A 25,370-nucleotide genomic window follows, 5' to 3' on the forward strand; every position below is an offset into this window, starting at 1 on the left:
GCTGTCAGCATCGACGGCCGCCGCTTCCCGCATGGGAGACAGGTAGCCAATGCCCGACGACAGTCGCGAGAGTGAAAACAGGCCTTCGCCGGATGCGCTTCTGGAGCATGCCGAGCGAGAATCGCGCGGGCGGCTGAAGATCTTCCTGGGCGCCGCCCCCGGTGTCGGCAAGACTTACGAGATGCTGATGTCCGGCCGCGCCCGGAAAGTCGACGGCCTCGACGTGGTGATCGGCGTCGTCGAGACCCATGGCCGCAAGGAAACCGAGGCGCTGGTCGAGGGTTTCGAGATCGTGCCCCGAAAGGCGATCGACTATCGCGGCCAGCAGCTCGATGAAATGGACCTCGACGCCATTCTGGCGCGTCGTCCCGCCCTGGTCCTGGTCGACGAACTTGCCCATACCAACGCCGCCGGCAGCCGCCATCCGAAGCGTTACATGGATGTGCAGGAAATCCTCTCGCAGGGCATCGACGTCTATTCGACGCTCAACATCCAGCATGTCGAGAGCTTGAACGACGTGGTGGCACAGATCACTCGTGTCCGGGTGCGTGAGACCGTGCCGGACAGCATCATCGACAGGGCCGACGACGTCGAGATCATCGACATCACCCCCGACGATCTCATCAAGCGGCTGAACGACGGCAAGGTCTATGTCCCGCAGACGGCGCGGCGTGCTATCGAGAACTACTTTTCCCCCGGCAATCTGACGGCACTGCGCGAACTGGCGCTCCGCCGCACCGCCCAGCGGGTTGACGAGCAGCTTTTGAACCATATGCAGGCGCATGCGATTTCCGGCCCCTGGGCGGCCGGCGATCGGGTGCTGGTGTGCTTCGACCACGGCAGGAACGGCGCGAGCCTGGTGCGGTACGCGCGCCGCCAGGCCGATCGCCTGCGGGCGCCATGGGCTGCATTGCATCTCGAAACGCCGCAATCAGTCAATCTGCCGGAACAGGACAAGGACCGGCTGGCGGCCAACATGCGGCTGGCCGAACAGCTCGGCGCCGAGACCGTGACGCTGCCGGCGCTGCAGCCGTCGCGCGAGATCATCGCCTATGCCAATGCCAACAACTTCACCCATATCGTCGTCGGGCGCCCGGCCAGACCGCGTTGGCGGCAGGTCTTGCAGGGGTCTGTCACCTATGACCTGATCCGTTATGCGGGCGATATCAGCGTCCATGTCATCTCCGGCGACTCCAAGGAAGGCGAACCGAAACGCGGCCTGAAGGCGGCGCAGCTGCCCAAGGCCTTCCGTTTCAAGCCCTATGTCAAAAGTACGATCTTTGTGGCTCTCGCGATCATAGCCGGTGCTGCGCTCGACCAGACGCTCGACGTTCGCAACCTTGCCCTGGTTTTCCTGATGGCGGTGCTGGCGGCGGCGGTGCGCGGCGGGCTGGGACCGGGCCTGTTCGCCTCCGTGGCTGGCGCTCTCTCCTTCAATTTCTTTTTTCTCGAGCCGCGCTACACGTTTACGGTCCGGGACCCGGAAAGCCTGGTGGCGCTGTTCTTTTATCTTGGCGTCGCGGTCGTCGCTTCCAACCTGACGGCGGCCGTCCAGCGCCAGGCCGCTGCCGCCCGTCGGAGAGCCCGCACCACCGAAGACCTTTACCTCTTCTCGAAAAAACTCGCTGGCACGGGCACGCTGGACGACGTACTCTGGGCGACCGCCTTCCAGATCGCCTCGATGTTGAAGGTCCGGGTGGTCATCCTGCTGCCGGAGAATGGTTCGATCGCCGTCAAGGCCGGTTACCCGCCGGACGACACGCTGGTGGATGCCGATATCGCCGCCGCCAAATGGGCCTGGGAGCACAATCGCCCGGCCGGCCGCGCCGCCGATACGCTGCCGGGCGCAAAACGCCTCTACCTGCCAATGCGCACCGGCCGCGAGGCGGTCGGCGTCATCGGCCTCGACAACGACAAGCAGGGACCGCTGTTGACGCCCGAACAGCAGCGGCTGTTCGATGCGCTGGCAGATCAGGCCGCACTTGCGATTGAGCGCATCCAGCTCGTCTCGGATGTCGACAAGGCCAAGCTCGCCGCCGAGACCGATCGCCTGCGCACCGCGCTGCTCACCTCGATCTCGCACGACCTGAAGACGCCGCTTGCCGCGATCATGGGCTCCGCCGGCACGCTCAAGGACTTTGGCGCCGATATTCCGGAAGAGGCGCGCGCCGAACTGCTGACCAGCGTGGTCGACGAGTCCGAGCGGCTGAACCGCTTCATCTCCAACCTGCTCGATATGACGCGCATCGGTTCCGGCGCCATGGAGCCGAACTATGCCTTCCACTTTGCGGGCGATATCGTCGGCACCGCCTTGAGCCGGGCCGCGAAGATCACCTCCGGGCACAAGCTCAACGTCAGCATTCCGGCGGACATGCCGATGCTGAAGGTCGATCCGGTCCTGTTCGAACAGGTCCTGTTCAACCTCATCGACAATGCCGCCAAATATGCGCCCGACGAGACGGTGATCGACATTCGAGGCTGGCAGGACGGCGATTCGGTTCTTATCTCGGTGACGGATGAAGGACCGGGCATCCCGCGCGACGATCTGGAGCGCATCTTCGACAGTTTCTACCGCGTTCGGAAGGGTGACCACGTGCGGGCCGGCACCGGGCTTGGCCTTTCTATATGCCGCGGCTTCATCGAGGCCATGGGCGGCACGATCAGGGCTGCCAACCGCTCCGATCGTGCCGGTGCGATCTTTACGATCCGCATGCCGGTGCCGACCGAAATGCCCATTCTGGGAGAACAGGAATGACCAATACCGCGGTGCGCGTCCTGATCGTCGATGACGAGCCCCCGATCCGCAAGCTCTTGCGCGTCGGCCTCTCCACCCAGGATTATGCGGTCAGCGAGGCGATGAATGCCAAGGTCGCGATCGATCTCGTCAAGTCCGAGAAGCCGGACCTGATCATCCTCGATCTCGGCCTGCCGGATATGGCCGGCCATGATCTGCTCGCCAGATGGCGCGGCGAGGGGCTGGATCTGCCGATCGTCATCCTGTCGAGCCGTACAGATGAGGCCGGCATCGTCAAGGCGCTCGAACTCGGCGCCGACGACTATGTGACGAAACCATTCGGCATGAACGAACTCGTTGCCCGCATCCGCGTGGCGCTTCGCCACCGGCTCCAGACCCAGGGCGAAAAGCCGATCTTCCAGACCGGCGAGCTTTCGGTCGACCTCGTCAAGCGCATCGTCAAGGTGGCGGACAAGGAGGTCAAGCTGTCGCCCAAGGAATACGATATCCTGCGTATCCTGGTCCAGCATGCGGGCAAGGTCCTCACCCATCGTTTCCTTCTCGAACACGTCTGGGACGGTTTGACCGACGTGCAGTACCTGCGGGTCTACGTGCGGCAACTTCGCCAGAAGATCGAAAAGGCGCCGGACCAGCCGCAATACATCCTGACCGAGACCGGCGTCGGTTATCGGCTGCAGGAAGGCCAATAGGCGCTGCGATCCCAATCCATGGACATGACATATGAAACTCGGTGATTACCTCCCGCCGGAGAATATCGTGCTCGATCTCGCGCCACCCTCGAAGGCGATCCTGATCAAGCAGCTTTCGATTCTCGCCGCCGAAAGACTGGCGCTGGATGCGGGCGAAATCGTCCGGGTGCTGACCAACCGCGAAACCCTGGGTTCGACGGGGATCGGCGCCGGCATCGCCATTCCGCATGCGAATGTGAAGGGCCTCGATCGGCATTTCTGCCTTTTCGCGCGGCTGGCGAAGCCGGTCGATTTCGAGGCGGTGGACGACGAGCCGGTCGATCTCGTCTTCCTGCTCCTCAATCCGGAAAACCGCTCCGACCACCTGAACATCCTGTCCTGTATCGCGCGGCGCGTGCGTGAGGAGGAGGTGACTGCAGCCATTCGGCGAGCTACCGGCGCCCAGAACGTTCATTCCCAGCTTTGCCCCGCAAATCCATGATTAAAATAGAGGTAAGTTAAATTAGGCTAACGTAAACGTCTTCTTCCTAATGTCCTTGATCGGCGGATCGCGACTCCTGAGCCGCCCTTTTGCGTCGGTTTGGGAGAGAGAGATGACTGGTGCGATCAAATACCTGCCGGCCAGGACGTTCGTTGCCGTCGCATTCGCCGTTTTCGGCTTTGTGGGACTGATCGTCTGGGGGGAATATTCCAGCTGGAAATCCCAGGTCTCTCACGTCGAGGCCGAGCTGATCCAGACGGCCAAGGCGCTGGTGCAGCATGCCGACGATACGGTCGATATGGCGAAGTTTCCGCTGGCAGCCGTGATCACCCAGATCCAGCAGGAACGCGGTGCGCCGGACATGCCGGCAAAGATCACCCAGGTGATGAAGAGTCAGGTCGATACCACCCCTTGGCTCGACGCTCTCGCCGTTATCGACGCCGACGGAAGAATGATCGCAACATCGTCTTCGATCGACGCCAGCGGTCTCAATTTTTCAGATCGGGAATATTTCGTCTTCCACCAATCCTCCGAGACGCGGGAGCCCGTTTTGGGCAGGCCGTTGAAGAACAAGTTATCCAGCCAGTGGATATTGCCCGTCACCCAAAGGATCAGCAATCCGGACGGGAGTTTCGGCGGAGTTGCGCTTGCGGCCTTCATCCTCACGGAACTGACCAATTTCTTTCAAGGGTTCAGCCTCGGCAGTGAGGGATCCTTCCTGTTGGTCCGCCGCGACGGTGTCGTGTTGGCGCGCGCCCCATTCCTCCAGACACTGCTGGGATCGAGCGTCTCCACCTACGACCTCTTCACGACCCACCTTCGCCAAAGGGGTTCCGGCTCCTATCACTTCACGTCGCCGATAGACGAGACGCAGCGCATAGGTGGCTTTTATCGGAGCGAGCACAGCGGAATGGTCGGGCTTGCCGCGGCATCCGAGTCCGAAACGTTGGCGACCTGGATGAGGGGCGCGCGGATCCGCTGGATGTCTTGCTTCATCCTGGTGACGATCACCGGCTTCCTGGTCTGGCGCTGGCGACGCCAGATCATGTTGCGGCGGGCGAGCGAAGCGTTGCTGGTGGCGCGCGAAGCTGAATTCCGGCTACTGGCGGAAGGCTCCGGCGACCTCATCCAGCGCTTCAACGGCCATGGGATCAGGGAATATCTCTCCCCATCCGTCCGGGAGATATTCGGCGTCGATGCCGAGGCGATGCTCGGCACCCATATCCTCGAGAATCTGCATGAGGACGATCACGACGTCGTCAGCCAGGTCATGGATCGCCTGCGGGAAGGATCGACCAGGGAAAACATGGTCGTCCGTCGCAAACGGGCCGACGGCAAGCAGATCTGGCTCGAAACCACGCTGAACAGGCTGCCGGGCGGCACTGGCGGCACGGATATCCGCATCGTTGCCGTCACCCGCGACGTCACGCGCCAGAAGAACATCCAGGAGGAGCTGGACACGCTCGCCAATACTGACGAGCTCACCCAGCTTGCCAATCGCCGTTCCTTCAACATTCATTTCGAGGATATGGTGCTGCAGGCCGCACAGCAGCGCACGCCGCTTTCCATTCTGATGATCGACGCGGACCGTTTCAAGTTCTTCAACGATACCTATGGCCACGCCGCCGGCGATGACTGTCTGCGCGCGCTCGCGGATGTCGTGCGCGGTTCGATCCGCCGGTCGAAGGATTTCGTGGCCCGTTATGGCGGCGAGGAAATCGCCGTCCTCCTGCCGGATACGGATGGTGCCGGCGCGTCGAAGGCGGCGGAAAACATCCGCCAGCGCGTCGCCGGTCTTCGTTTGCCGCATGAGAAGAATCTTCCCTGGGGGTATGTGACGATCAGCATCGGCATGGCGACCTTCTATCCCGCAAGGGGCGAGAGGCTGACCACCGGCGAGCTGTTCGAGCGCGCCGACCATGCGCTCTACCGGGCAAAGAACAGCGGCCGCAATCAGGTCGCGGCTGCCGAGCAAGAGGCGTCAATGGCAACCGGCCGATCGGATATCAGGTCGGTCTGATCTGCCGGCCACGATCACGGGCGCGTTATTTCCTTGATAAATGCCAGGTTTCGTGCTTGACGCCCGCCCGCAGGGGGATACTAAGAAACATCCCTCACCGACGGCCGTTTGACCGCCGAACATCCATCCCTATCGCGTTCGCCGCGTGGCGTCCTCCAGGTGAATCCATGACCCATCCAAGCTCCAACCGGGCGCTCGTCATTGCGGCCGTCATGGCAAGCATGGCGATGATCGCAATCGAGGCGACCATCGTTTCGACGGCCATGCCGCAGATCGCCGCCCAGCTCGGACAGCTGAACCTCTACAGCTGGGTGTTCTCCTCCTTCCTGCTGGCGCAGACGGCAATGACCGTGGTGTTCGGCAAGCTCTCCGATATCTACGGCCGCAAGCCGATCATCCTGTTCGGCACGGCAATCTTCCTGATCGCTTCCATTCTTGCGGGCTTTGCCTGGTCGATGCCGTCGATGATCGCCTTCCGGCTGTTGCAGGGCATCGGTGCCGGCGCGATCCAGCCGGTCATCATGACCGTCGTCGGCGATCTGTATCCGGGGGCGGAACGTGGCAAGGTCCAGGGATATCTCGCCAGCGTCTGGGCGCTTTCTGCGGTCGTCGGGCCGCTGCTCGGCAGCCTCATCGTCCACAGCCTGCCCTGGGCCTGGGTATTCTGGATCAATGTTCCGATCGGCATCATGTCGGCGGTGGCCTTCATTCTTTTCCTGCGCGAAGAAAAACAAACCCGCACGGCATCGATAGACTTTCTTGGGGCGGGGCTCTTTGCCGTGGCCATTTCCGCCCTAATGATCGCGCTCACTGAAACCGAAGGCGCCACCGCCTACATGTTCGTTTCGCTGGCGATCTTCCTTGTCAGCTTCATGCTGTTCATCTGGCAGGAGCGGCGCGCCGAGGCCCCGATGGTTTCCCTCCAGCTCTGGCTGAAGCGGCCGATCGCATTCGCCAATACGGCGGTCTTTCTCGCCAGCATGGCGATCATGGGCCTGACGACCTTCCTGCCCATGTATGTGCAGACGGTGCTCAACCGCTCGCCGCTGGTGGCCGGTTTCACGCTGACGATGCTGCTGGTCGGCTGGCCGAGCGGCGGGACCTTCGCCTCGCGGATGTTCCCGCGCTTCGGACTGCGGCCGCTGATGATCGCCGGCAGCCTTTTCGTTCCGGTCGGGGCGTTTCTCCTGGTGCTGCTGACGCCGGAAAGCTCGCCCGTCCAGGCGGGTGCCGGCTCGCTGCTGATGGGCTTCGGGATGGGCCTGCTCAATATCTCCGGCCTGGTGATCATCCAGGACAATGTCGGCTGGTCCGAACGCGGCAGCGCGACAGCCTCCAACGTCTTTTCCCGCAATCTCGGCAGCACGCTCGGTGCAGCACTTCTCGGCGCCGTCCTGACCTACGGGCTTGCCAATTCCGTCGCGGGACCGATCACGTCCGATCAGTTGCGCGATCTGCTGCAGGGCGTCGGCAACGGACTTGCGGCCGGTTCGCCCATCCGGTTGGCGCTCCAGCACGCGCTGCACATGACCTTCATCGCGATGTTCCTGATCACCGCTCTCATCATCGTCGCCTGCCTCTGCGTGCCCGGTGTGACGAAGCGCACCGAGGCCGTGCAGGAAGGCTGAGGCTTTCGAGACGCCGCTATCGCCAGACGGGCGATAGCGGAATGGTACCCTTGGGTCTCAGTTGCCGATGCCGGCCTCTGCGACCAGGACCGGCTTGTCGCGGTAATCGCTCGGGAACAGCTTCTTGAGGTTCTCGATCTTCGGCAGGTCGTTATAGACGATATAGGGGTAGGTCGGGTTCTGGGTCAGGAAGTCCTGATGATAGGCTTCCGCCGGATAGAAGGCCTTGCCGGGCTCGATGGTCGTGGCAATCGGCGCGTGGAAGAGCTTGGCCTTGTCGAGCTGGTCGATATAGGCCTTGGCGACGCGGGCCTGTTCCGCGCTGGTCGGGAAGACCGTCGAGCGGTACTGCGTTCCCGTATCCGGCCCCTGGCGGTTGAGCTGGGTCGGGTCATGGGCGACCGAGAAATAGATCTGCAGCAGATGTCCGTAGGTGACCTTCTTCGGATCGAATGTCACGCGAACCGCCTCCGCATGGCCGGTCTTGCCGTAACCGACCGTCTCGTAGACAGCGGTCTCCTTGGCGCCGCCGGCATAACCGGAGACGGCGTTCTTGACGCCCTCGACATGCTGGAACACGCCCTGGACGCCCCAGAAGCAGCCGCCGGCGAAGATGGCGGTTTCGGTCGCAGCCGTGCTCGCGGCCTGGTCGATCGTGGGGGCGGGGATGGCAATTCCCTCCTGGGCCGTGGCGCGGCTGGCCGCGCCGAACGTCAGGCCCGCCAGAACCAGTGCCGTGCCGGCAAAGGCGGTGAGGCCATAGGGTGTTTTCGCTCTGTTTTTCATGGCGGTTTCCTCAACCGAAGTGAATGAAGGATAGGGAGGCGGATCAGGCCGATACGGCACGGAATTTCATGACCGCGCCGTTCATGCAGTAGCGCAGGCCGGTCGGCTTCGGTCCGTCGTCGAAGACATGGCCGAGATGGCCGCCGCAACGGGCGCAATGAACGGCGACGCGGACCATGCCGAGCGTGGTGTCGCTCACCGTGCCCACGGCGTCCTTGAGAGGCGCCCAGAAGCTCGGCCAGCCGGTGCCGCTTTCGAATTTCGTCTCCGACGAGAAAAGCGCCTGGTCACAGCCGACACAGGCGAACGTGCCCTTGCGATGCTCATTGAGGAGCGCGCTGCTGCCGGGATATTCGGTGCCCTCTTCGCGCAGGATATTGTACTGCTCCGGCGTCAAAAGCTTGCGCCATTCGTTCGCCGTATGGGTCACGGGGAAACTGTTTCCGGCCGCCGCGAACGTCGAGCGGATGCTCGCGGCAAGAGGGACTGCGGCGAGCGCCAGAGCGCTGCCGGCCAGGAATATGCGTCTGTTCATCATGGTGGAGCCTCCCGGTCCATAATCTGCTTTCCTGCATGATTACGGAAGAGGCAGGCGATTGGTTACACACATCGCCGCGAAACACCGAAACGTGATCTCGCCTCGACGCCCGTTTACTCACCGCGGTGAAGGCCCTGAACCGGAAGCCAGGGCCTTCATGGATGCGGCGTCAGCGTGCCGGCCATTTCCAGTCACGGATTTCCGGCATGTCCTGGCCATGTTCGCGGACATAGCGTGTATGTTCGCCAAGCTTGCCCTTGAGCATGTCGATCACACCAGCCGCCTTTTCCTTGAGGCCCGGCACCCGCTCGATTGCTTCGATGGCGAGGTGGAATCGGTCGAGTTCGTTCAGCACCGTCATGTCGAAGGGCGTCGTCGTCGTACCCTCCTCGATGAAGCCGCGCACATGGATGTTCTGGTGGTTGGTGCGTTTGTAGGTCAGCCGGTGGATGAGGTAGGGATAACCGTGATAGGCGAAGATCACCGGGCGGTCGGTGGTGAACAGCCGGTCGAATTGCTCGTCGGGCAGGCCGTGCGGATGCTGGTCCTGGGACTGCAGGGCGAGCAGGTCAACGACGTTAACGACGCGGATCCTCAACTCAGGTATCGCCTCGCGTAGCAGGGAAACCGCGGCAAGCGTCTCCAGCGTCGGCACGTCGCCGGCGCAGGCCATCACAACGTCGGGCTCGACCGCACCGTCCTCGTTGCTCGCCCAGTCCCAGATGCCGATTCCGGCCTCGCAATGCCTGACCGCCTCATCCATGGTCAGCCATTGCGGCTCCGGCTGTTTGCCGGCGACGATGACGTTGACGCGGTCCCAGGTCTTGAGGCAGTGGTCGCCGATCCATAAGAGTGTGTTGGCATCCGGCGGCAGATAGATGCGAACGATATCCGCTTTCTTGTTGGCGACGAGATCGAGGAAGCCCGGATCCTGATGGGAGAAGCCGTTATGGTCCTGCCGCCAGACATGCGAGGTGAGCAGGTAGTTGAGCGAGGAGACGGGCTTGCGCCACGGCAGTTCGCGCGAGACCTTCAGCCACTTGGCGTGCTGGTTGAACATCGAATCGATGATGTGGATGAAGGCCTCGTAGCACGAGAAGAGGCCGTGCCGGCCGGTCAGCAGATAACCTTCCAGCCAACCCTGGCAGAGGTGCTCGGAAAGCACCTCCATCACCCGGCCGTCGCGCGAAAGGTGCACATCGTAGGGCTCGATTCTTTCCATCCAGACGCGGTCGGTCACCTCGAAGACATTGCCGAGCCGGTTGGACTCGGTTTCGTCCGGGCCGAAGATGCGGAAGTTGGAATTGGCGTCGTTGAGCTTCATCACGTCGCGCAGATATTTGCCGAGGATTTCCGTCGTCTGGACCATGTCGGCACCTCGCGTCTTCACCGGCACCGCATAGGCGCGGATGTCGGGCACGATGAGTTCCTTGCGGATCAGGCCGCCATTGGCATGCGGGTTGGCACCCATGCGCCGTTCGCCGCCGGGCGAGAGCGCCCGCAACTCCGCCTTCAGCCGGCCGTTGTCGTCGAAAAGGTCGTCCGGATCGTAGCTCCGCAGCCAGTCCTCGAGGATCTTGCGGTGGCCGTCGTCCTCGCGGCAGCCGGAGACCGGTACCTGATGGGCGCGCCAGAAACCTTCGACCTTTTTGCCGTCCACTTCCTTCGGTCCGGTCCAGCCTTTCGGGCTGCGCAGCACGATCATCGGCCAGCGCGGGCAGGCTTCAGGCGCCTTGCCCTCGCGGGCTTGGCCCTGGATCGCCCGGATGCGATCGAAGACCGCGTCGAACGTCGTAGCCATCTGCCGGTGCATATCCGCCGGTTCGTGACCTTCCACGAAGAACGGCTCATAACCGTAACCCTCGAAGAGACGTTTCACGTCCTCGTCGCTGGCGCGGCCGAGAATGGTCGGGTTGGCGATCTTGTAGCCGTTGAGATGCAGGATCGGCAGCACGGCGCCGTCGCGGGCGGGGTTCAGGAACTTGTTCGAATGCCAGCTCGCGGCAAGCGGCCCGGTCTCGGCCTCGCCATCGCCGACGACGCAGGCGACGACCAGGTCGGGATTGTCGAAAGCCGCTCCATAGGCATGCACCAGCGCGTAGCCGAGTTCGCCGCCCTCATGGACGGAGCCCGGCGTTTCCGGCGCCGCATGGCTCGGAATGCCACCGGGGAAGGAGAACTGCCGGAATAGGTTTCGCATGCCGGCGGCATTCTCGGCGATCTCGGGGTAGATTTCGCTATAGGTGCCTTCCAGATAGGTGCTGGCGACCATGCCCGGCCCGCCATGGCCGGGGCCGCAGACATAGATCATGCTGAGATCGCGGTTGCGGATGATCCGGTTGAGATGCGCGTAGATGAAGTTGAGGCCGGGTGTGGTGCCCCAATGGCCGAGCAGCCGCGGCTTGATATGCTCGGGTTTCAGCGGCTCCTTGAGGAGCGGATTGTCGAGCAGATAGATCTGCCCCACCGAAAGATAGTTCGCCGCCCGCCAGTAGCGGTCGATGAGGGTCAGTTCGCCGGAGCTGATCTCCGGCATTGTGGGCGAGGTTGTGTTTGACTGCATCTTCTTGCTCCTTCGAGAGGGCGAGTTGATCGGAAACATCTGTCTTGAACTGAAGAGGGTATTCCCTGACGCAGGTTACGACGCGGCGGGGCGATCCTTCGCGTGAAGGACGGAAAGGCATTCTTCCGCGATCATCTGTTCTTCATCCGTGGGGATGACGTGGACGGCGATGCGGCTTGCGGTGGTGCTGATCGTGAGCGCGCTCTTTTCATTGGCAGTCGCATCCAGCTCTACGCCCAGCCACAGAAGTTGTTCCGTGATACTTTTGCGTATCTGCGGTTGGTTCTCTCCAATGCCGGCGGTGAAGACCAAAGCATCGAGGCCACCGAGCGTGGATGCGAGCCTGCCGACTTCGCCGGCGATCCTGAGCGTGAAGAGGTCGATCGCCTCCCGAGCTTGCTTGCCGCCATCCTCGACGAGTTCGCGGGTATCGCCGCTAAGGCCTGAAACACCTAAGAGGCCGGACTTGTGGTAGAGCATGTCCTCCACCTCCTCGACGGATTTGCCGAGCGGGCCGAGGAAATGCAGAAGCACGCCGGGATCAAGCCAGCCCGGCCTCGTCGCCATGGGGATGCCGTCAAGCGTCGAGAAACCCATGCTGGAATCGCGGCTGAGACCGTTTTCGATGGCGCAGAGGCTGGCGCCACTGCCGAGATGGGCGATGATGACTTTGCCATCCGCGATATCAGGCGCCTTGGCGGCCAGCGTGCCGGCCACATACCGGTAGGACAGTCCGTGGAAGCCGTACCGCTTGATACCCTGGTCGTGATAGGCGCGCGGAATGGCGAGACGCCGTACGAGATCGGACTGCGTCGCATGGAAGGTGGTATCGAAGGAGCCGGTTTGGAACAGCGCCGGGCACAGGTGCCGGACGGCCCTGATCATCCGCAGTGCCTGGGGCTGATGGAGCGGCGCCAGTTCCGTCAACGACCGGACCTTGGCGATCGTCTCGGTCGTAAGCTCCACCGGGCCGTCGAAGGCGTCGCCGCCATGGACGATCCGATGGCCGGCGGAGGTGACTGCATCCAGATCGAAATGCGTGCCGAGTTCCCGGAACACTTCATCCAGCAGCTCGGCGAGATCGTCGCCGGCCCCGCCCTTGAGCGGCAACTCGAACTGAGCTGGGCCTTCCTTCAGATGCAGCGTGAGCGGATAGGTCCCGAAGTCGACGACGGCCTTGCCGATCCGCTCCGGCCGGTTGTCGTCCACCTTGAATATGCCGATCTTCACCGTCGAAGAGCCGGCATTGAACGTCAGGAGAAGGTTGTCCGTCATAGAGGCATCCTTGCTTCAAGTCGTTTCGCAGCAGTCAGCCTCGCAAGAGCGGCGGATGCAGTACGAACCTTGGCCGGGTCTGCGCGGCTTGTCAGTATGATAGGAACGCGAGCGCCGAGAACCAGCCCGGCGGCGTCCGCACCGGCGAAATAAATAAGTTGCTTGGCCAGCATGTTGCCGGCTTCGAGATCGGGAACCAGCAGGATATCCGCCTGGCCGGCGACCGGAGAGGCGATGTATTTCGCCTGCGCGGCCTCGATGCTGATCGCATTGTCGAAGGCGAGCGGGCCATCGACGATCGCGCCTTCGATCTGCCCGCGCGCGGCCATCACGGTCAATGCGGCCGCATCCAGCGTCGAGGGCATCTTGCTGCTGACGGTCTCGACGGCGGCAAGCACCGCCACGAGCGGCTTTTCGACGCCGAGAAGATGCATCAGATCGACGGCGTTCTGGCAGATGTCGTGCTTCTGGTCGAGGTCCGGCTGGATGTTGATCGCGGCATCGGTGACGATCAGCAGCTTGTCATAGGCCGGAATGTCCATGACGTAGACGTGGCTCATGCGCCGGGCTGTCTTCAGTTTCGACGACGGCGCGACGACGGCAGACAGCAACTCGTCGCTATGCAGGCTGCCTTTCATCAGGGCCGCGACTTTGCCGTTTGAAGCAAGGTCGACGCTGCGGTCTGCCGCCGCATGGCTATGCTCGACGGGATCGATGTCGATGCCGGCAAGCGACAGTTCGGCGGCGTCCGCTATCGCCCTGATCTTGTGCTCCGGGCCGACCAGGACCGGGTCGAGAAGGCCCTGTTCCTTGAGTTCGACAGCGGAACGCAGGGTTTCCGTCGAGCAGGGATGGACCACTGCCGTGCGCATGGCCGGCAGCGAAGCGGCCTCGCGGATAATGGCCTCGTAGCGGCCGTGATGTCTGAGCGTCATCTCCACAGAATGCCTTTCCTCGTCGTGCCGGGTTGGCATTGCTTTTGGACCGCGGCCGTCGGCGTCGCCTTGACGCAGCGCAATGCCCCGCAAGCCGTCATCAAGGATTTGTCTTCGCAAGACAGGCTGGTGGAAACGGTCCAAGGAGACGAGCGATGTCGCAGACGGCGGAACAGCCCACAGGGAATGATAACGAACTGACCGACCTTTTCGGAGAATTGCTGGCCCTGCGGCGGGATATCGCCACCCAGGCGGAGCCGAGCCTTCGCGCCTTGACCGGCGGGGCCCTGCTGGCGGAAGAACATCGGACGGCGCTTGAAAATCTTTGCCACTACCTTTCGCTGAGGCGTCACGACCTGAGACCCCTGCAGCGCCGGCTGATGTGGCGGGGGCTGTCGTCGCTCGGGCGGCTCGAAAGCCGCGTCCTGCCGACGATCGATGCGGTGCTCGCTTCGCTTGCCGCCATTCAGGCAAACGCGCCGCCGTTCGCGCCGCCATCCGAGGAGGAATTTTTCCAGGGTGAGGGCCTGCTCACCACATCGACCGACGACCTGTTCGGATCGCCGCCGTCCCATCGGCGCGGCCGCATCATGGTGACCTTGCCGGGCGAGGCTGCGGACCAGCCGGATTTCATCCTCGATCTTGCCAGGCGCGGCATGGATATCGCCCGCATCAACTGCGCCCATGACGACGACAAGGCCTGGGCGGCGATGGCGGGACATGTACGGGCAGCCGGCGAGACCCTCGGACGGCGGCTGACGGTGCTGATGGATATTGCCGGGCCGAAGATCCGCACCGAGGCGGTCGCGGGGAACAAGAAAGCGAAATTGCAGACCGGCGATCGGCTGCGCCTCGTTGCCTCGGGTGAGCCCTATCTGACCGACGACGTGCCGTTCTGCTCCGCCGTTTCGTTGCCCGAGATCGTCACCCGCGTCGCCGTCGGCGATCGTATCCGTTACGACGACGGCAAGCTGGAAGGCGTGATCGAGAGCGTCGCCGAAGGCGAGGCGGTCGTGCGTGTCACCCACACCAAGACCGGTGGTGCCAAGCTGAAACCGGAAAAGGGCCTGAACCTTCCGATACCGTCCTCGGCCTTTCGCCGCTGACGGCCAAGGACCATTCCGACCTCTCGACGATCATCGCCAATGCCGACATGCTCGGTTATTCCTTCGTCAGCCGACCCGACGACATCGACCTTCTTGAAGAGGCGCTCGCCACTTTTCCGCCGCGCCGGCATCCGCTCGGCCTGATCGCCAAGATCGAGCAGCCGCAGGCCGTCACCAACCTGCCGGCCCTGATCGCGCGGGCTCGCTGCCGCAACCGGCCGTTCGGCGTGATGATCGCCCGCGGGGACCTCGCCGCCGAGATCGGTTTCGAACGCGTCGCGGAAATGCAGGAGGAGCTTCTGTGGATCTGTGAGGCAGCGGCAGTGCCGACGGTATGGGCGACGCAGGTTCTCGAAGACCTCGTCAAGGACGGATTGCCCTCGCGCGGCGAGATGACCGATGCGGCCATGGCGGCGCGGGCGGAATGCGTGATGCTGAACAAGGGGCCGGCGGTCGGTGAGGCCGTGACGCTGCTCGACAGCCTGCTCGCGCGGATGGACGGCCACATCTTCAAGAAGACGCCGACGCTGCGGGCGCTGAAATCCTGGCCGGGCACAGCTTAAGGCGCAACCGGCTTCGTGCTCGCCCGTTGACCGATATCAAGGTCCGGGAGATCGTTGAATGGCCTCCTGGTCGAAAGAGGCGGCCGAGCAGGGAGACGGGACATGGTGACTGAGGATCAAGGCGGCACGATCGCCTTCTTGGCGAGTCCGGCATCTTACGGGCTCGCCGGTCCGGTCGAACGGATGGAGACGCATATCTCCGTGATTTTCCTCGCCGGCAACCGGGTCTACAAGCTGAAGAAGGCGCTGAAGCTTCCCTATGTCGATTTCTCGACGGCCACGATTCGCGAGGATGCCTGCCGCAAGGAAGTCGCGCTGAACAGCGAGACCGCGCCCGGGCTTTATATCGGCGTGCGGCGTATCACCCGCTCGGACGCCGGCAATTTGGAGTTCGACGGCGCCGGACCGCTCGTCGATGCCGTCGTCGAGATGAGCCGTTTCGAACAGGAACAGCTCTTCGACCAGATGGCGGCCGCGGGCCGGCTGACGCCGGAGCTGATGACGCAGACCGCCCGGATGATCGCATTTTACCACAGCCGGGCGCCGGTGGTCTCCAGGGGCGGCGGGGCGGCCAATATCGAGGCTGTTCTCGACATCAACGATGCCGGATTTGCGACCAGCCATGTCTTCGGCGCGGCGGAGTCGGCCAAGCTCAGCGAGGCCTTCCGGTCCCGGCTCCTCCAACACGGCGAACTTCTCGACCGGCGGGCGCTGGCGGGCAAGGTCCGCCGTTGCCACGGTGATCTTCACCTGCGCAATATCTGCCTGCTGGACGGCAAGCCGTGCCTGTTCGACTGCATCGAATTCAATCTCGGGATCGCCACCGTCGATGTCCTCTACGACCTCGCCTTTCTACTGATGGATCTCTGGCATCGCGGTTTTCCCGACCTCGCCAATCTGGTGATGAACCGGTATCTCGATGAAACCGACGACGAGGACGGGTTCTGCGCTCTGCCGTTCCTCATGGCGATCAGGGCAGCGGTCCGCGCGCATGTGACGGCGACGCAGGCCGAAGAGCCAGATCAGGATGCCGCCAGGCTGGCGCAGGAGGCGAGGTCCTATTTCGACCTCGCCCATGCTCTCCTGGGGGTGGCGCGGACGCGCCTCATCGCGATCGGCGGCCTCAGCGGTTCCGGCAAGACGACGGTCGCGGATTATCTGGCAGCGAAGGTAGGCACGCCTCCGGGCGCCAGGATCGTCGAAAGCGACCGAATCCGCAAAGCCCTGCATGGTGTTTCGGCCGAGACGAGACTTCCGGTCTCCGCCTATAGACCCGATGTTTCGGAAAAGGTCTATCGCGAGATGGCGCGGCATGCGGAGCTGATCCTCGCCCAGGGCGGATCGGTGGTTGCCGATGCCGTTTTCGACGATCCGGTCAACCGGCGCCTTATCGAGGATGCTGCCGCGAGGACCGGGGCAGGCTTCCGCGGCATCTGGCTCGAGGCCGATCCGGAACTGCTCTGGCAGCGGGTTCGGGAGCGGGCGGGAGGCCCGTCTGATGCCACCACGGACGTGCTTTCCGGCCAACTGGCCCGCAAACCCACCGAGATAGCCTGGCGGAAGCTCGATGCATCGAATGGGCCCGAGACGATCTCCGCGGCAATCCTGCAGGGTTGAGATCCCGATGGTCTTCATTGATCCGGGGCAAGTGAAAGGTTCAGCCCGCGCCCGTTGACGCGCGTCAATGTCGGTGGCGGTGGACGACGCTAGAACGTCAGGTCTCAGGGAGCCGGTCCGACGTGACGCACGGGCCTTCTGGCGGAGAGAGGATATGGAGACGGATTACGACGTGGGCGTGCTGGATGCGGCGGATGTCTACCGCGCTTTCGCGGTTGCCCGGCTTGTGATGTCAAGCCTGGATCTGCAGACGTGGGAACGGCTGACCGCCTCCGCCTCGTTGCGTCGCAATTGGCTGGCGGTTACCGACGCACGGGGATATGTCCGCGGCCTTTGCCACGTCTTTGCCCGCGAGCATCCGGTCTACGGACGCCAGCTCGAAATACCGGTTTTTGCATCCATCGGCCTCGTCGATAACCAGGGTGTCGCGAAACGTCTTTTCGATTTCGCCAAGCTGCGCGCGAAACTGGACGGGTGCGAAAAGGTCCATTTCTGGTCCTCTGCATCGAAGGATTGTTATAGCCTCGATGCACTCCGGGAAACAGGCCCCTGGGACGATGGATTGATCTACGATCTGGGCACCGACCGCGCCACCGTTCACTGACGGGGGCTTGCGGTTATGGGGGACAAAGGGGGGCCGGATCAGCCGAGGTCTGCCGCCGTCAGCGTATAGGTGGTGCCCCGATTGGGACGATAGGCCTTCACTGCCGCATCCTGGATACTGGACCGGGCTGCATCGAAAGCCCTTAAGTAATCGGCCTCGGACATGCTCGTCGCCGTGCTATGGGCGAGTGCCTTGGCTTCCACGAAAAACCTGACCTCGAACATGCCGTCATAGCCCAGGAAACGAACGACCTTGCGCGCTTCGTCGAAACTGCGGCTTCTGTTCGGAAATATCAGGGTCATGATCGTTTCAGTTCGAGATGGAAGCATTTCCGTTGGAAACGGCATTCCGGGTTTCTGATGATTGCGTATTGCGGTGTCAGAACAGATCGCGAAGCAGGATGTAGAGAATGAATACAATGGATATTCCCGGCACGGCCATGCGGAACAGGCTGCCATAGCCTGCCCGGTGTAATTGCGGGCCTGTCTGGGAAGACGGTTGGATTCGCCTGATGGAAGACATGTCGTCCTCCTGGTTGGGGCCAGGGCTCGCGCCCTTGATCGCAGCGCCCGTTCTGAATCTGCTACCTTCGCACAATATGGGTCGAACGCGGACAAATACAAGAGGAGGTCTCTCCGCTCCTCAAGAGTTGAGAGATCCGGCGCAGCCGCATTTGATACGATCCGGCTGCCTGCTATTGGGGGCGTAGCGTTGTCGGCTACTTGTTCTTCAGAAGCCACATCTTGCCAGCCATGGTGATCCCATGCGCGGATTCTTCCGTCGGGACGTCCTCGTTGAGGATGCGCAGAAGGCCGTATTCCCGCAGTTCGTTCAAGGTCGTGGTGGTCAGGAACTTGATCTTCTGGGGGCGTTCCTTGAACCGGTCGTTCCGCGCATAAGTCACGACCGCATTCAGATGGGTCCATTTCTTCGCTTCCTGCGGAAACAGATCGCCGTCCTTGGCGAGCTTCAGGCCCCTGATCTGGGTCGGCGTCAGCTCAACGGTCAGCGCGTGCGCCGCAGGCGTCGGGGTGGCGGTCGTTTTGGTGTTCTCGGTCGTGTTCAATGTTTGGTCCTTGATCGGGTACGGAGGTAGTCTTTGTGCATTCGCTGCCCAGGCGGAGGTCCCGGCCTGGCAGATTGCATAGGTTAAGGTTTCTTTCTCGCCTTGGCGGCGTCGCGAAACGACAGGAGCCTTTTGCTCTTTTCGTCCCAGAGGACGAGTTTGACGCATTGGATGCTCTGCCAAAGCGTTATGCGGCCGATGCCGGCAAGTTCGGGATGATCGCGCAGCACCTCGGGCAGCCGGTAATAGGGGATCCGGCTCGACAGATGATGGACGTGGTGGATGCCGATATTGCCGGTCAGCCAGCGCAGCGCCAGCGGCAGATCGTAGTGGGACGCGCCGTGGAGAGCGGCCTCAGGAAACTGCCATTCCTCGGTCTTCGACCAATGGGTTTCCTCGAACTGATGCTGGACATAGAAGAGCCAGACGCCGGCGGCCCCTGCGATCAGCACGATCGGCAGATGGACCAGCAGGAAGGGTACGAGTCCGACCGCCCAAATCATCAGCGCCGCCAGAACGGCGACCGCGAGATTGGTCGCCATCGTCGAAATCCAGGGCAGGGAGCCCGATTTCATCATTCCGAACGGAAGGCGCTGCTTGAAGAGGAAAAGCCAGGCGGGCCCGATGCCGAACATCACCAGCGGGTGGCGATAAAGCCGGTAGCCAAGCCGGCGCGACCAGGGCAGGGCCTGATATTCGTCGATCGTCAGCGTGGTGATGTCCCCGACGCCGCGCTCATCGAGGTTGCCGGCGGAGGCGTGATGCGCGGCATGCGCCCGGCGCCAGTAATCGTAAGGCGTCAGGGTCAACACCCCGAGCACCCGCCCGGTCCAATTGTCGAGGCGCCGGCGCGCGAAGAACGAGCCGTGGCCGCAGTCGTGCTGGATCATGAACAGCCGCAGCAGAAAGGCGGCGGCTGGAAGGACGAGGATCAGCCCGATCGGGTAACCCAGGGAAACGGAAACATAAGCTGCGGCCGAAAAGGCTGCAAACGGCAGCACCGTGACGAGCAGCTCGAAGGTGCTGCGTCCGAAACGCGGCTGCCGGTATTTCGAAAGAATCTTGAGCCAGGCGCCAATATCGTCTTCGGCAACGGGCGCAATCGCATGGGCTGTGGCGTTCATGGACATCGATCCACCTTTTTGGCCTCGGCATGCGGCGCGCCCGAAGCGGGATGTGCCTGCACGTCCTCAGGCACATGCCTCAAATATCAGCCCTGACGGGCCTTGCGTGCAGCGTAACGACGATCGCGCTCCGCCTTGCGGGCGGCTTCATCGGCGATGACCCGGGCAACCCGGTCGTTGGTTTCTGCCTGCCGGGCCTCCGCCTCGGCTTTTTCATCGGCTTCCGCAGCAGCGGCCAATGCGGCCGCTTCCTGGAGCTGGCGCTCGTTCTCGGCAGTCTTCTGGGCCTCGCGCTCGGCGCGGCGGGCTTCCCTCGCGGCTGCAATGGCCTCGCGTTCGGCGCGGCGTTCCTGCATCGCGGGATCTGTCGGTTTAGGGGCGGTCGCAAACTTTGCCAAAAGCTCGCGCTTAGCATCCGCTGCGGTTTTGCGGCGCTCGGCAAAGCTGTTGTCGTTCGGGTGTCTCAATGTATCGTCCTTGTCAGATTTGAACTGGTCAGATTTGTAATCTTGCGGTCGAGACGAATATCGCGCCTACCGGGAGGCCATGAAGATATTCGCGTTAGCCAGATGCCTCAACGGAAAAAGGCCAGACATACGCCTGGCCTTCACATACCTTTTGCCACCATGCCAGTACGTCCGTGGTCATGGGAGGCTAAAGTTTTAGGCAGCCTGGAGCTGGCCTGCGGACATCTTGCCCGACTTGCGGTCACGCTCGAGTTCGAAGCCAAGCTTCTGGCCTTCGACGATCGAGCTCATGCCAGCGCGTTCGACGGCAGAGATATGAACGAAGACGTCGGCGCTGCCGTCGTCAGGCTGAATGAAGCCGAAGCCTTTGGTGGCATTGAACCATTTAACTGTGCCAGTGGCCATAACGAACCCTTTCATAGCAACATTGATAAACCGCCGGGCGACGCACGGCGGGTGTTTCGACTTTTGAGAGGGAAAGTTCGTCAAGAAGCGCAAAGCGCAGCAAAAACAAATATCGGCAAACAAAGTATCGATGTTCATTACCTATCGTATTGGGATTGAAGTGTCAACTTTTTGTTTTGAAAATCGCGAAATATGCAACCGAAGGTGGTTTTTGTGGCGAACGAACGGATATCAGCGGTACCCGCATCGAGGTCTCGCAGGTGGCGAGCCGGCAGCTTGAAGATCTAGGCGGAGGCCGGTATTTCTTCGGTCGTCACTTCGAAACATGACAGGACAGCCGGGCCGAAGGCGGTTGAAAGCGCCACGTCCGTGGCATCCCGCCCCGTCGCCATGAGAATGCGCCCGATGCGCGGTTTGTTATGGCGGGCATCGACCGTATTCCACCGGCCGCCGAGATAGACCTGGACCCAGGCGCTGAAGTCCATCGGATTGACATCCACCGGAACGCCGATATCGCCGAGATAACCGGTGCAGTAACGCGCCGGGATGTTCATGCAGCGGCAAAGCGCGATGGCGAGATGCGCGAAGTCGCGGCACACGCCCGTCCGATCGGTAAATCCTCCGAACGCTGTACGCAGCGGGTCCGCGTTCTGGTAGTTGAAGGTGATGTGGTTGTGGACGAAGTCGAGGATCGCCTGCACCCGCGGCCAGCCGAGAGGCGTCGCGGAAAATGTCTTCCAGGCGAAATCCGCCAGGCGGTCGGTGTCGCAGTAGCGGCTGCCGAGCAGGAAGACCAGCACGTCGTCCGGCAGATCCTTGATGTCGTGCTGGAAGGCATTCTGCGGCACGGGGTCGGGCATGCCGTCGTCGTAGATTTCGAATTCCGTCGAGATCGTCGTCAGCCCGGGCGGCGCGACGATCCGGCTGCACGCGTTTCCGAAGCTGTCGAGATAACCGCGGGCCTCGATGGGCCGGTCGAAACTCAGAACCTGGTCGGTCAATAGATCCGCGCGACGCGAGGGATGGATATTGAGGACCAGCAACATCGCCGTATCGTGCTGGCATTCATACCCTATACGAAACCCTGCGCGTATCTTCATGATCTTATCCCTATGGAAAAATTCTCGTTGGAATGGCCGTTCAGCGGCAACGCCCAGGCATGCCGGCTGTTCCGGTTACCCATGCAATTTCACGCTGTTGTCATCGGTCGTCACGTTAACCTGCACGGACATGCCGTCGAAATCGGTGTCGTCGCCATCGTAACTTCCCGATAGGGGGACCGCCTGCCGCGGATCGCGCGCGACACCCACGCGGATCAGGTCGCGATTGCCGACGATACCGTTGGTGGGATCGAACTCCACCCAGCCGGCGCCTGGAAGATAGACCTGGCACCAAGCGTGGGTCGATCCGCCGCCGAGCGTTATCGATCCGTCGCGGTCGGGCACATAGATGTAGCCGGTGACGAAACGTGCCGCCAATCCGAGCGCCCGCGCCGCCTCCATCATCAGCAGCGCGAAATCGCGGCAGGTGCCGCGGCGTAGCTTCAGGGTTTGGAGCGGCGGTTGCGTTCCGTGTTCCGAGCGCCTGGCGTAGGCGAAACCCTCGTGGAGCGCAAAACACATGGTCATCAGGAGGTGGCCGGTTTCGGTGGGGTGCCCGACCTTGATGAATTGCCGCGCCCATTTGCCAACCCGGTCCTCGGGATCGGGATAGTGGCGCCGGATCGTCTGCTCCAGATCAAAGGCTTCTTCGGGATCATATGCGAAAGGATAGGTCAGGGCTTCATCGTCGATCTGGAAATCGATCGCCGCTTGAGGCGTATGGTCGAGGCGTATGGTCGTTTCGAACCGCAGTTCGGAGGAGGCCTTGGATATCCCGACAAGCGCGACGCAATTACCGAAGACATCGTGGATCCACCGGACATAGGCCGGCTTGGGAAAAACGTTGAGCTGGGAACTCAGCAGGGTCTGGTCGAAGCTGTCCCGCGGCCTGAACATCAGCCTGTGTTCGCCGAACTCCACCGGCCTCGTATACCGATAGGAGGTGACATGCCGGACGGAAAATATCGTCATTCAATCACCGCGAGAGCATTGAGGGTGGCATACGCTGGCGCTGGCGCCTTGTCGAACCCTGCATGGATTACCGCTATAGCAGGCGCCATGCGACAGCGACAGGAAAAACCAGCCGCAGCCGGTAAAATATGACAACCCGAACGCGGCGCCGGAACGCCGGATCGCTGCTGTCTCACTGGTCCCGGCGCTGCAGCGGATAATCCCCGGCGTCGTAGAGCCGCTGTATCTGGGTGCTGTCAAAACGGGCTTCTTCGACCTCGAGAATGGACCCGCGCAAAAGGGATGCAGGCATCACCTCGATTGCGAAGCGCAGAGCCTCGGCCACGGTTTCGAACCTCTTGTACCCAAGCCTGCTCGTTCTCTTCCAGTTCTTGCACGGGTAGAGCCCCGCGCCTGCATTGTAGTTGAAGGCGGCCATGGTGGTGTCCTTGTGGTCGAGGATAGGTGCGAGGGGCTGGTCCGAACGAGCGGTCTCGTCGGAGCGGTCCCGTGTCAGGCCGGCTGCAATTGCGACGCGCGCCTCTGGAGGCGTTCCTGCTTCTGGGCGAGCTTGAGCTCGCGGCTTCTCAGGGCCTGCCTATGGCGGAATTCCTGCAGCTTGGCAGCGTTGGAGCCTTCTTCTGCATCGGGTTTGCGAAACAGATTCTGGGCGGCATCGCGGACGGTATCGATCATTGGTGTAACCTTAAAGGGTAGACTGCGGGACGTGACGACGGCCAACGCAAGGATTCTCCAGCCGACAGGGCGGAGTTCAACGTTCGCAAAATCAAGGGTGTCGCCAAGCAACCGGCAGGGCCGGAAGGATCAGGTAGCCGAAAAGGCTGAAAACGTGAATCATATATGGCAATATAATGCGTCACTTTCAAGACTTGTCTCAAATACGGATGGCGGCGCTTGCCATCGGCGGAAATGAGGCCCAGCGTGAATGGTCGGCTGCAACTGGTAAGGGCGCAGCCGCCTGAGGGACCCGAGCCCTAGCCCCGACGAATAAGGAGGGGCGCGATGTCTTCACGATCCTCGCATCCGAATTTCCAGCTTTATTTCCAGAAGATGCTGACCGACAGTCAGCCTGAGGCTGAACAAGCCACGGAAGGCTGCCCGGACGGGCCGGCCCTGCATGCCATCTTCCGGGATATGCTGATCCGGGGGGTGCCACTGACAGGTTCGGAGATTTGGCTTGAAGGCATCCGGGCCACCGGCGTTCCGAAAAAGCGCCCGGGCTCCAACTAGATCGGTTTCGGCCTTCCTCGGAAAATACAGTCCGCCATGCGCCGCCGCGAAAATCCAGGCGATGCGATCTTCAGCGAGGATCAAGGACAAAGACTGCGTTGGAGGCGTCGTGGCACGGCGCCTCCTTGTCAAAGCGCTACTTCGGCTTCTTGCCCAAGGTAAGGCCGCTGCCGGCGAGCTTGACCTGTGCCCCTGCGGGCGCGACCGTCACTGCGGCGGCCTTGTCTTTTTTCGGTTTGCGAGTTTCGCGGTTACTTCGTACCTGGCCTTTAGCCATTTTGTCCTCCTGGGGCGGCGATGGATCGTGGAGAGTGAAGTCTTGTTCGGCCGACAGGCATGCAAAGCGTGAAATGACGGATTGCAAAACCTTCCCTTGCCAGCCGAAGCATCAAAGCTGCGATAGTGCGGTATCTCTGTGTTTGCTCAACGAAGCCGATATTGCGGCCCCAAAGCTCTTTTCGGGATGATCGCCAAAACGCGCAAGCATGATGGCAGCCCCCGTTGTGCCGATCCGGCCGGCGACAGGCATGCCACTTGGCTGCATATGCTCGCCGAATTGATGGAGTTCGATATTTTCCCGATACCCGGGGCCGCTGACGCGGACCAGATTGCGGGAGGTGGACTGAGAGAATTCGGAAGACATGACGTCCTCCTTTCATTGGGGCCAGGGCTCGGGAATCCCGAAGCAGCAGTGCACTTTATATAGCTGCGGGAGTTGCCATCATGCGCCTGACTTGCGCCAAACGCAATGTGGCAGGTTGCGAGAAATGCCTTGCTCAAGACATAGTTGACCGGTAGGGGTTACCATCGAAATTGGTTGTCGAGCTTCGTTTTCACGCCTTTTGCGTTCGAGCTGATCTTTCCTTTCAAAATCGATCTCTTTTGTCGCCGGCATTTTGCCGGACGGCGACCTGTGTTCGATTGGAAGGACCATCTTGATGAACAGCGGAATCGTAAAATTTTTCAACACTTCCAAGGGTTTCGGTTTCATCCAGCCCGCCGACGGATCGACGGACGTGTTCGTCCATATCTCGGCCGTCGAGCGCTCGGGGATGACCTATCTGGCCGAAGGCCAGAAGGTGAGTTTCGATGTCGTGCGGGACAACCGCACCGGCAAGAATGCAGCTGAAAATCTGCAGATCGCTTAAAGCCAAAGCCAAATTCGGGCTCCGGTCGCGGATGTACCGACACGGACCGTAAGCGGTCGGGAGGCACAATTCCTCTCGGCCTTTTGTTATTGGATAATGAAAGAATTTCCATGAAAAAGACGGATGCAGAGCAGCAGGTAAAACGCGCCCAGCGCCAGGTGGCCAACACAAGCGGCGGCGGCCATCTCGGCGGCACCAACCATGGTCAGGGCTATGACGCCAAGACCTCTTCCGCCAAGGGCAAGGCCGACAAGGGCCGCAAGGCCGGCGGCAAGAACTAACGATCCAGTGATGCGGG

The 25,370-nt window shown here is 62.0% G+C and carries 27 protein-coding genes and 1 pseudogene; 11 read left to right on the forward strand and 17 right to left on the reverse strand.

Annotated features, from left to right (window positions below):
• Window positions 1-49 precede the first annotated feature (49 nt).
• The 5 genes from GQ59_RS22600 to GQ59_RS22620 all read left to right on the forward strand — a co-directional run bounded on the left by GQ59_RS22600 (window position 50) and on the right by GQ59_RS22620 (window position 7,573).
• On the forward strand, window positions 50-2,755 hold the full coding sequence (locus GQ59_RS22600; protein ID WP_037085352.1) for a sensor histidine kinase: 2,706 nt from the start codon (window positions 50-52) through the stop codon (window positions 2,753-2,755).
• Entirely contained in the window at window positions 2,752-3,444 is a 693-nt protein-coding gene (locus tag GQ59_RS22605; RefSeq protein ID WP_037085355.1) for a response regulator transcription factor, read from the forward strand. The genes GQ59_RS22600 and GQ59_RS22605 overlap by 4 nt, the downstream gene beginning before the upstream one ends.
• A 31-nt stretch (window positions 3,445-3,475) precedes the next feature.
• Window positions 3,476-3,925, forward strand: coding sequence for a PTS sugar transporter subunit IIA (locus GQ59_RS22610; RefSeq protein ID WP_037085358.1), 450 nt, complete (start codon window positions 3,476-3,478; stop codon window positions 3,923-3,925).
• Window positions 3,926-4,037: 112 nt separating this feature from the next.
• Window positions 4,038-5,945, forward strand: a complete 1,908-nt coding sequence (locus GQ59_RS22615) for a diguanylate cyclase (RefSeq protein ID WP_037085361.1) — start codon at window positions 4,038-4,040, stop codon at window positions 5,943-5,945.
• A 167-nt stretch (window positions 5,946-6,112) separates the two neighbouring features.
• On the forward strand, window positions 6,113-7,573 hold the full coding sequence (locus GQ59_RS22620; protein WP_037085364.1) for an MFS transporter: 1,461 nt from the start codon (window positions 6,113-6,115) through the stop codon (window positions 7,571-7,573).
• Between the two features lie 57 nt (window positions 7,574-7,630).
• On the opposite strand, the gene msrA is transcribed toward GQ59_RS22620, so the two are convergent.
• The 5 genes from msrA to GQ59_RS22645 form a co-directional block, all read right to left on the reverse strand.
• Window positions 7,631-8,359 carry a peptide-methionine (S)-S-oxide reductase MsrA gene (msrA, locus tag GQ59_RS22625; RefSeq protein WP_037085367.1) on the reverse strand — a complete coding sequence of 243 codons (729 nt, stop codon included), beginning with the start codon at window positions 8,357-8,359 and terminating at the stop codon, window positions 7,631-7,633.
• A gap of 43 nt (window positions 8,360-8,402) precedes the next feature.
• Window positions 8,403-8,897 carry a peptide-methionine (R)-S-oxide reductase MsrB gene (msrB, locus tag GQ59_RS22630; protein WP_037085370.1) on the reverse strand — a complete coding sequence of 165 codons (495 nt, stop codon included), beginning with the start codon at window positions 8,895-8,897 and terminating at the stop codon, window positions 8,403-8,405.
• A 169-nt stretch (window positions 8,898-9,066) separates the two neighbouring features.
• Window positions 9,067-11,460: a phosphoketolase family protein gene (locus GQ59_RS22635; RefSeq protein WP_037085373.1), complete on the reverse strand. Its 2,394-nt coding sequence runs from the start codon at window positions 11,458-11,460 to the stop codon at window positions 9,067-9,069.
• A 75-nt stretch (window positions 11,461-11,535) separates the two neighbouring features.
• A complete protein-coding gene (locus GQ59_RS22640; protein WP_037085375.1) occupies window positions 11,536-12,735 on the reverse strand; it encodes an acetate/propionate family kinase in 1,200 nt (399 codons plus the stop codon).
• The gene (locus GQ59_RS22645) at window positions 12,732-14,168 is read right to left on the reverse strand and encodes a bifunctional enoyl-CoA hydratase/phosphate acetyltransferase (protein WP_432762604.1); all 1,437 of its coding nucleotides are present in this window, start codon (window positions 14,166-14,168) and stop codon (window positions 12,732-12,734) included. Before GQ59_RS22645 ends, GQ59_RS22640 begins: the two co-directional genes overlap by 4 nt.
• Window positions 14,169-14,260: 92 nt before the next feature.
• Here GQ59_RS22645 and GQ59_RS22650 point away from each other — a divergent pair.
• The 3 genes and pseudogenes from GQ59_RS22650 (at window position 14,261) to GQ59_RS30720 (ending at window position 17,560) form a co-directional block, all read left to right on the forward strand.
• Window positions 14,261-15,339 (forward strand): annotated as a pseudogene (locus GQ59_RS22650) (pyruvate kinase).
• Between the two features lie 102 nt (window positions 15,340-15,441).
• Entirely contained in the window at window positions 15,442-16,956 is a 1,515-nt protein-coding gene (locus GQ59_RS22655) for a bifunctional aminoglycoside phosphotransferase/ATP-binding protein (protein ID WP_037085381.1), read from the forward strand.
• Window positions 16,957-17,110: 154 nt separating this feature from the next.
• Window positions 17,111-17,560 (forward strand): hypothetical protein, encoded by a 450-nt coding sequence (locus tag GQ59_RS30720; RefSeq protein ID WP_051904144.1) that lies wholly within the window; start codon window positions 17,111-17,113, stop codon window positions 17,558-17,560.
• Window positions 17,561-17,598: 38 nt separating this feature from the next.
• On the opposite strand, the gene GQ59_RS22665 is transcribed toward GQ59_RS30720, so the two are convergent.
• The 10 genes from GQ59_RS22665 to GQ59_RS22705 all read right to left on the reverse strand — a co-directional run bounded on the left by GQ59_RS22665 (window position 17,599) and on the right by GQ59_RS22705 (window position 23,369).
• A complete protein-coding gene (locus tag GQ59_RS22665; RefSeq protein WP_037085384.1) occupies window positions 17,599-17,862 on the reverse strand; it encodes a DUF1488 family protein in 264 nt (87 codons plus the stop codon).
• A 76-nt stretch (window positions 17,863-17,938) separates the two neighbouring features.
• Entirely contained in the window at window positions 17,939-18,082 is a 144-nt protein-coding gene (locus GQ59_RS32405; protein ID WP_156376361.1) for a hypothetical protein, read from the reverse strand.
• Between the two features lie 196 nt (window positions 18,083-18,278).
• Complete coding sequence (locus tag GQ59_RS22670) at window positions 18,279-18,569, reverse strand: hypothetical protein (protein ID WP_037085548.1); 291 nt, start codon at window positions 18,567-18,569, stop codon at window positions 18,279-18,281.
• A 140-nt stretch (window positions 18,570-18,709) separates the two neighbouring features.
• Complete coding sequence (locus GQ59_RS22675; protein WP_037085387.1) at window positions 18,710-19,750, reverse strand: fatty acid desaturase; 1,041 nt, start codon at window positions 19,748-19,750, stop codon at window positions 18,710-18,712.
• 86 nt (window positions 19,751-19,836) lie between these two features.
• Entirely contained in the window at window positions 19,837-20,217 is a 381-nt protein-coding gene (locus GQ59_RS22680) for a DUF6481 family protein (protein WP_037085391.1), read from the reverse strand.
• Between the two features lie 195 nt (window positions 20,218-20,412).
• A complete protein-coding gene (locus GQ59_RS22685) occupies window positions 20,413-20,622 on the reverse strand; it encodes a cold-shock protein (RefSeq protein ID WP_037085395.1) in 210 nt (69 codons plus the stop codon).
• 284 nt (window positions 20,623-20,906) lie between these two features.
• The gene (locus GQ59_RS22690) at window positions 20,907-21,722 is read right to left on the reverse strand and encodes a transglutaminase-like domain-containing protein (RefSeq protein WP_037085398.1); all 816 of its coding nucleotides are present in this window, start codon (window positions 21,720-21,722) and stop codon (window positions 20,907-20,909) included.
• Window positions 21,723-21,797: 75 nt separating this feature from the next.
• The gene (locus GQ59_RS22695) at window positions 21,798-22,694 is read right to left on the reverse strand and encodes a transglutaminase family protein (RefSeq protein ID WP_037085401.1); all 897 of its coding nucleotides are present in this window, start codon (window positions 22,692-22,694) and stop codon (window positions 21,798-21,800) included.
• A gap of 172 nt (window positions 22,695-22,866) precedes the next feature.
• Window positions 22,867-23,112 carry a hypothetical protein gene (locus GQ59_RS22700; RefSeq protein ID WP_037085404.1) on the reverse strand — a complete coding sequence of 82 codons (246 nt, stop codon included), beginning with the start codon at window positions 23,110-23,112 and terminating at the stop codon, window positions 22,867-22,869.
• A gap of 74 nt (window positions 23,113-23,186) precedes the next feature.
• On the reverse strand, window positions 23,187-23,369 hold the full coding sequence (locus GQ59_RS22705; RefSeq protein ID WP_037085407.1) for a hypothetical protein: 183 nt from the start codon (window positions 23,367-23,369) through the stop codon (window positions 23,187-23,189).
• A gap of 327 nt (window positions 23,370-23,696) precedes the next feature.
• On the opposite strand from GQ59_RS22705, the gene GQ59_RS22710 reads away from it, so the two are divergent.
• A complete protein-coding gene (locus GQ59_RS22710) occupies window positions 23,697-23,924 on the forward strand; it encodes a hypothetical protein (RefSeq protein ID WP_037085410.1) in 228 nt (75 codons plus the stop codon).
• Between the two features lie 136 nt (window positions 23,925-24,060).
• Here GQ59_RS22710 and GQ59_RS32740 read toward each other — a convergent pair whose 3' ends face one another.
• Window positions 24,061-24,201, reverse strand: a complete 141-nt coding sequence (locus GQ59_RS32740) for a hypothetical protein (protein ID WP_167336311.1) — start codon at window positions 24,199-24,201, stop codon at window positions 24,061-24,063.
• Between the two features lie 111 nt (window positions 24,202-24,312).
• Complete coding sequence (locus GQ59_RS22715) at window positions 24,313-24,567, reverse strand: hypothetical protein (protein ID WP_037085413.1); 255 nt, start codon at window positions 24,565-24,567, stop codon at window positions 24,313-24,315.
• 295 nt (window positions 24,568-24,862) lie between these two features.
• On the opposite strand from GQ59_RS22715, the gene GQ59_RS22720 reads away from it, so the two are divergent.
• Window positions 24,863-25,072, forward strand: coding sequence for a cold-shock protein (locus GQ59_RS22720; protein ID WP_037085415.1), 210 nt, complete (start codon window positions 24,863-24,865; stop codon window positions 25,070-25,072).
• Between the two features lie 110 nt (window positions 25,073-25,182).
• Window positions 25,183-25,353, forward strand: a complete 171-nt coding sequence (locus tag GQ59_RS32745; protein ID WP_167336312.1) for a hypothetical protein — start codon at window positions 25,183-25,185, stop codon at window positions 25,351-25,353.
• Window positions 25,354-25,370 lie beyond the last annotated feature (17 nt).

This window comes from Neorhizobium vignae (genome assembly GCF_000732195.1).
GTDB lineage: Bacteria > Pseudomonadota > Alphaproteobacteria > Rhizobiales > Rhizobiaceae > Neorhizobium > Neorhizobium vignae.